This is a genomic window from Pseudactinotalea sp. (genome assembly GCF_048594945.1).
Classification (GTDB): domain Bacteria; phylum Actinomycetota; class Actinomycetes; order Actinomycetales; family Beutenbergiaceae; genus Pseudactinotalea.
In genome coordinates this window covers 1-5,788 of record NZ_JBMDXJ010000176.1, presented here as the reverse complement: position 1 = coordinate 5,788, position 5,788 = coordinate 1, and the positions used below count along the sequence as shown (strand labels likewise).

General features: G+C 69.6%; 5 protein-coding genes. 3 read left to right on the top strand and 2 right to left on the bottom strand.

Annotated features, from left to right (window positions below):
- Window positions 1-422: 422 nt before the first annotated feature.
- The gene (locus ACOJSN_RS07930) at window positions 423-2,879 is read right to left on the bottom strand and encodes an MMPL family transporter (protein WP_420111961.1); all 2,457 of its coding nucleotides are present in this window, start codon (window positions 2,877-2,879) and stop codon (window positions 423-425) included.
- Window positions 2,880-2,993: 114 nt separating this feature from the next.
- On the opposite strand from ACOJSN_RS07930, the gene ACOJSN_RS07925 reads away from it, so the two are divergent.
- Window positions 2,994-3,584 carry a TetR/AcrR family transcriptional regulator gene (locus ACOJSN_RS07925; RefSeq protein WP_420111960.1) on the top strand — a complete coding sequence of 197 codons (591 nt, stop codon included), beginning with the start codon at window positions 2,994-2,996 and terminating at the stop codon, window positions 3,582-3,584.
- 21 nt (window positions 3,585-3,605) lie between these two features.
- Here ACOJSN_RS07925 and ACOJSN_RS07920 read toward each other — a convergent pair whose 3' ends face one another.
- Entirely contained in the window at window positions 3,606-4,226 is a 621-nt protein-coding gene (locus tag ACOJSN_RS07920; protein ID WP_420111959.1) for a PepSY domain-containing protein, read from the bottom strand.
- Window positions 4,227-4,676: 450 nt separating this feature from the next.
- Here ACOJSN_RS07920 and ACOJSN_RS07915 point away from each other — a divergent pair, with 450 nt between their 5' ends.
- Window positions 4,677-5,219, top strand: a complete 543-nt coding sequence (locus ACOJSN_RS07915) for a DUF805 domain-containing protein (RefSeq protein WP_420111958.1) — start codon at window positions 4,677-4,679, stop codon at window positions 5,217-5,219.
- A gap of 48 nt (window positions 5,220-5,267) precedes the next feature.
- Window positions 5,268-5,788, top strand: a 521-nt coding sequence (locus ACOJSN_RS07910; protein WP_420111957.1) for a sigma-70 family RNA polymerase sigma factor, incomplete at its 3' end; no start/stop codon positions are given.

Sequence of the window (5,788 nt, the reverse complement as noted above, 5' to 3'; positions counted from 1 at the left end):
CGCTCGCGCGCTAGCCGATTCTGATCCTCTGATCGCGCCATGTGAAATTCACTTCCCCGTTATCCCCCATATGTGCACTTGCGTGCGTCCCCGACCTATAGATTACTCACTGAATGTACGTTCAGTTTAAGAACTTCTGGGGAGCCTCCATGCACCGCCTCGCCCGCGTCGATTTCAACGACCTCGGATCCATCGTCGGCTGGCTGATCGGCCAGTGGTGGGTGTGGGCGATCGTCGGCGCCGTGGCGCTCTTCTTCCTCGTGCTCTGGATCATCCCCGCGGCCAAGGTGAAGCCGTCCGAGAAGTACTCGACGACGGATGCCGAGGCGAACGAGATCGCGCTCGGATTCCTGCAGATCCGCAACCTTCCGTCGGGCCCGTGGAACGACCCGACCGCGAGCGATCTCGGCGCCTCGGAGAGCTCAGACGGCGGCGGGTTCCTTCTCGTCGTCGCTCGCCTCGTCGCCGCTCTCCGACTCCTCGGCGTGCGGGACCGGGTGGTCGCGTTCCAGCGCAGATCCCTCGACGTCGACGTTCGGCAGGATCCGGTCGAGCCAGCGGGGGAGCCACCACACCTTGTTGCCGACCAGATGCATCGCAGCCGACACGAGCAGCAGCCGCACCACGAACGCGTCGAACAGCACACCGACCGCGAGCCCGAAGCCGAGCGGGCGGATCATCGTCAGATGGGAGAACGTGAACCCGCCGAACACCGCGATCATGATCGACGCCGCTGCGATCACCACGGCGCGGCTCTGGTGCCGGCCTGCTGTGACCGCCTCACGTGCCGGGGTGCCGTGGGCGTAGGCCTCACGCATCGCCGAGGCGAGGAACAGCTGGTAGTCCATCGCGAGCCCGAACAGCACGCCGGTGATGATGAGCGGCGCGAAGCTCAGCAGCGGGCCGGCCTCGTTCACGCCGAACACCGAGCCCAGCCAGCCCCACTGGAAGATCGCCGTCGTCGCACCCAGCGCAGCCACCAGAGAGAGCACGAAGCCCGCCGTCGCGAGTAGCGGCAGCACGAGCGAACGGAAGACCAGCACGAGGATGATCAGCGACAGGCCCACGACCACGATCAAGTACAGCGGCAACGTGTCGGCCAGTCGCTCCGAGATGTCGATGTTGCCCGAGGCGAACCCGGCGACCCCGAGGGTTGCTCCGCCGTCGAGAACCTCGAGACCACGCAAGGTGTGCACGAGATCCTCGGTCGACTCGCTCGACGGGCCGTCGACCGGAACGACCTGGAAGGCGATGAAGTCGGCATCGTCGGAGATCCCGATCGGGGCGACCGCCACGACGTCGTCGAGAGCCATCAGCGCCTCCGCGATGTCGACCTGCGTGGGCAGCTGGTTGATCTCCTCCATCGGCTGCTCGAGTGAGGCCGTGACCAGCAGCGGGCCGTTCTGACCGGCGCCGAACTGCTCGGCGGTGATCGAGTACGCCTGGTACTGGGTGGAGTCTGCACTCTCGGTGGAGCCGTCCGGGAGGCCGAGGCGCATGTCGAGGGCGGGCAGCGCGACCACGCCCAGCACGGCCACACCGGCGACGATCGAGATCACGGCGTGCGAGGTCTTCATCGCACCGGGAGAGGTCGTGCGCACCGGCTCGGAGCCCCGCTCGGAGCGGCGCAGCACACGCTGGCCCACGAGGCCGAGCAGCGCGGGCGTGAACGTCACCGCGACCAGCACCGCGACCAGTACGCACGCCGCGCCCACCGTTCCCATCAACCCGAGGAACCCGATCCCGGAGACATTGAGCGCGAGCAGCGCCACGAACACCGTGGCCCCGGCGAACACCACCGCGTTGCCGGCGGTGCCGTTGGCGAGCCCGATCGACTCGCTCACGCCCATGCCCGCGCGCACCTGCGTACGGTGCCGGTTGAGGATGAACAGCGAGTAGTCGATCCCCACGGCGAGCCCGAGCATCAGGCCGAGCACCGGGGTGACCGAGGACATCTCGACCGCATCGGAGAACGCCATTGCCCCCGCAACGCCGACGCCGACCCCCACGAGCGAGGACAGCACCGGTGTGATCGCCGGGAACGCGGCGCGGAACATCAGGAGCAGCACGAGCGCCGCGACGAGCAGGCCCACGATCTCGCCGGGCCCGACGATGCCCTCGACCGAGGTCGCGATCTGGCTGGAGAAGTCCACGGTGACGCCGTCGGGCGCTCCGTCGGTGAGCGTCTCGATGACCGCGTCCTTCAGCTCCTGCGCTACCCCGATCGCGTCGCCCTCGAACATGACGACGCCCATGGCGGCGCTGCCGTCGTCGGAGACGGTCTGGATCTCGGCCGCGAAGCCCATCAGCTGCTGTCCCAGCTCGAGCTGCTCCTTCTCGACCGCAAGACCGGCGAGCTGGCCCTGCATCTCCTCGATCTGGCCGGTCATCTCGGCGATCTGCGCCTCGGGGGCACCAGCGGCCTGCGCCTCCGCGAGCGCCGCCTGCAGCCCTTCGAGTCCGGTGGTGAGCTCGGTCGTGTTCTCGGCGTTGGTCGCGAGCTGGGCGTCCAGCCCCGCAGCCTGCTCCTGCATCTGCGCCACCGTGGCGTACGGGTCGACCGTGGCCTCCACGCCGTCGAGCTCGCCCACCTCGGCGAGCGCGGCGGCGATCTCGGCCTGCTGGCCCTCATCGATCGCCGAACCGTCGTCGGTGTGAAAGACCACGCTCGCGCTCGAGCCGGTGGTGCCGAGGTTCTCTTCGAGCAGCCCGTTGACCCGGTCGGTCTCGGTGCCGGGGATCGAGAACGAGCTCACGAGTGTGCCGCCGAACGCGAGGAAGGCACCCGCGGCGAGCCCGAGCACCACCACCCAGGACACGATCACGAGCCAGGCGCGGCGGGCAGCGCCCACGCCGATGCGGTAGAGCAGGTTGGCCACGGAGGAACCTTTCGAACGATGCGTCGAGAATCAGACCTCCCTCAGTAGACCACGCATGTTGGATATCCAACAAGTGTTGGCTCTGTCACTCGGGATGTGGCACCATCCATGGCCATGGACCCACGCATCGCGAGGACGCGGAGCAGCCTGCGCGAGGCACTGTTCGCGCTCACCCGCGAGCACGCCCTCGACGAGATCTCGATCTCCGACATCGCCGAGCGCGCCGGCATCAACCGCAGCACGTACTACCAGCACTATTCCGACAAGGACACGCTGCTCGCCGAGGCGCTCGACGCCGTCATCGACGACGCCATCGGACCCGAGCCGCCACTCACCGCCGAGCACGGCGCGAAGATCCTCGAGCAGTACCTGCGCCACGTGGCCGAGCACGTCGCGCTCTACCGGCAGCTGCTCGGCGAGGGCGGCTCCGCGACGATCCAGGTCCGCATGAGCAAGCGCCTGCAGCTGATCCTCGTGCAAGCGTTCGAGCGCGGCGCACCGCACAGCCTGGTGGGGGTCCCCACCGAGGTCGCGGCCGCCGCGATCGCCGGGTCGGCGCTCGCCACCATCCGCGCCTGGCTCGATATCGAGCCTGTCCCCTCGGTGGAGGTCGCCTCGGACTGGATCTGGACCGTGATCAAGTCCCACGGCACCATTCCAGGCGACGACGACGGCGGAGCGGCCCTGTCCGGGCCGCTCACCTGAGTCTCGGGTCGGGTCGGGCGGTCAGCTGACCCGGAGCACCTCACCGGTGACGGCGTCGACATCGACGTCGACATCATCGCGGTCCGCGGTGTCGACGGTCACCTCGTAGTGGAGCGGGTTGTCATCGTCGGAGAGCTCGGCGTCGTCGAGCACGCCGCCGGTCTCGGCCACGGCGATCTCGATCGCCTCGGTGAGGGTGATCTCAGCAGCATCGATGGCGGCCCGGTCGTCGCCGTCGAGGTCGTCGTCCTCGGACCTGACCACGCTGGTGCCGTCGGCGCTCACCTCGACTTCGACCATCGTGTCGCCGGTCCGCACGTCGACGTCCCAGCCTTCGTCGCCGTCGTCGTCCCGGTCGATCGCGAACGCGACGCCGCCGGTGTCACGCTCGGCCGTGGCGATGGCCGCGAGCCCGGCTGCGGTGACGTCGTCGCTCTCGATCGCGGCGTCGTCGTCCGTGGTCGAGTCGTCCGTGGTCGACTCGTCCTCGGTGGTGGCTGCTTCCGTGGTGGCCTCGTCGGTCGCACCGGTGGTGCCGCCGGGACCCGAGGAGTCCTCGGGCGAGCCGCAGCCGGCGAGCCCGAGAGCGAGCGCGAGCACGGCGCCGGCGGGGAGGAGGTGGTTGAGTCGTGGTGTCGTCATGGCCCAAGGTTCGCGCACGCAGGTGAGAGCAGGATGAGAAGGCAGTGACGCCTGCCTCATGTGCCCGCCGTTGCCGCACAGCGCCGAAGCTGCGGGGGTGGCGTGCCGTTGGTGTCAGTCCCTCAACGCTGCGCCCTGCCCGCGGCCCGGCCCAGGCCCGCATCGGCGTGATTCAGCTGCCATGTCGGCACGCCAGTCACGCCACCGGGGCCATCGGCGTGAGCGAGGTGCCGACATGGCACGCCAGTCACGCTTCGCCCCCGAAACCGGTTATCCACCGGGTCGGCGCACCGGGGATGCGGGCCGGCACATCGCCGCACTAGCGTTCCCGCAACGCCGCCCCGCCAGGGCGCAACGAACCCACCGGGGGAACCATGACTCAGTACGGAACGGGCGGCGACCCGTGGCAGTCGCCCTACGGCACGCCGCCGGACAACTACCCCGGCGCCGTTGGTTCGCCGTCGATCCACGATGCGGCTGTGCCCGTGGCGGCCCCCGTACACGGAGGCCGTCGCGGGCGATGCACCGATCGGGTGGGCGCCGGCGCCGGCACTGGGCGATCCCGGAACCCGCGACCTGCCCTGGTACGGGATCGGACCGATCGACGCCGTCGCGCGGGCGTACCTGAAGGCGTTCCGCTTCGACGGCCGGGCCAGCCGCGGTGAGTACTGGTGGTTCAGCCTCTACGGATTCGTGATGATCTTCGCGGCCGGATTCCTCGGATCGGCCGCGCAGGTGGTCGGAGTGCCGCTGGTGATCACGCTCGTCGTGCTCGTGGGGCTCGCCCACATCCCGGTCGGGCTGTCGCTCACGGTCCGCCGCCTCCATGACACCGGCAGCAGCGGGTGGATGTACCTGCTGTGCCTGGTCCCCTACCTGGGCGCGCTGGTCATCCTCATCATGTGCTGCGTCGGCCCGAACCCCACCGGCGTGCGCTTCGACCCTCCGTCCGTGCGACCGCTCGACCACGGCTGGGGCTACCCGTACGGCTGAGCACGCCCATGCCTGTCAGACGTCGGCGCTGCGTGGTCTACTACGAGGATGAGTGTCGCGGTCGACCTGCTCGAGCGTGCTCACACCTATCGGGGCGAGCTGCTCGGGTACTGCTACCGGTACCTGGGATCGGCGGCCGAGGCCGAAGATGCCGTGCAGGAGACGCTCGTGCGCGCGTGGGACAAGGCCGAGACGTTCCGCGGCGAGGCCGCATTGCGGACGTGGCTCTACGCGGTCGCGGTGCGGGTGTGCATCGACATGGGGCGCGCGCCGCAGCGACGTGCCCTGCCGATGGACCTGCAGGGCCCCGGGACCGTCGGGACCGATCGCCCCGCACTGGGTGACCCGCTTCCGCCTGAGGCGTGGGTGTGGCCGATGCCCGACGACCGGATGCTGCGCCCCGATGCCGACCCTGCCGAGGTGGTCGCGCACCGTGACACCGTGCGGCTGGCGTTCCTCGCGGCGCTGCAGCACCTGCCGCCGCGTCAGTGGGCGGTGCTGATCCTGCGGGATGTGCTGGCGTTCTCCGCGGCCGAGACCGCGCAGGTGCTGGAGCTCTCGGTCGATGC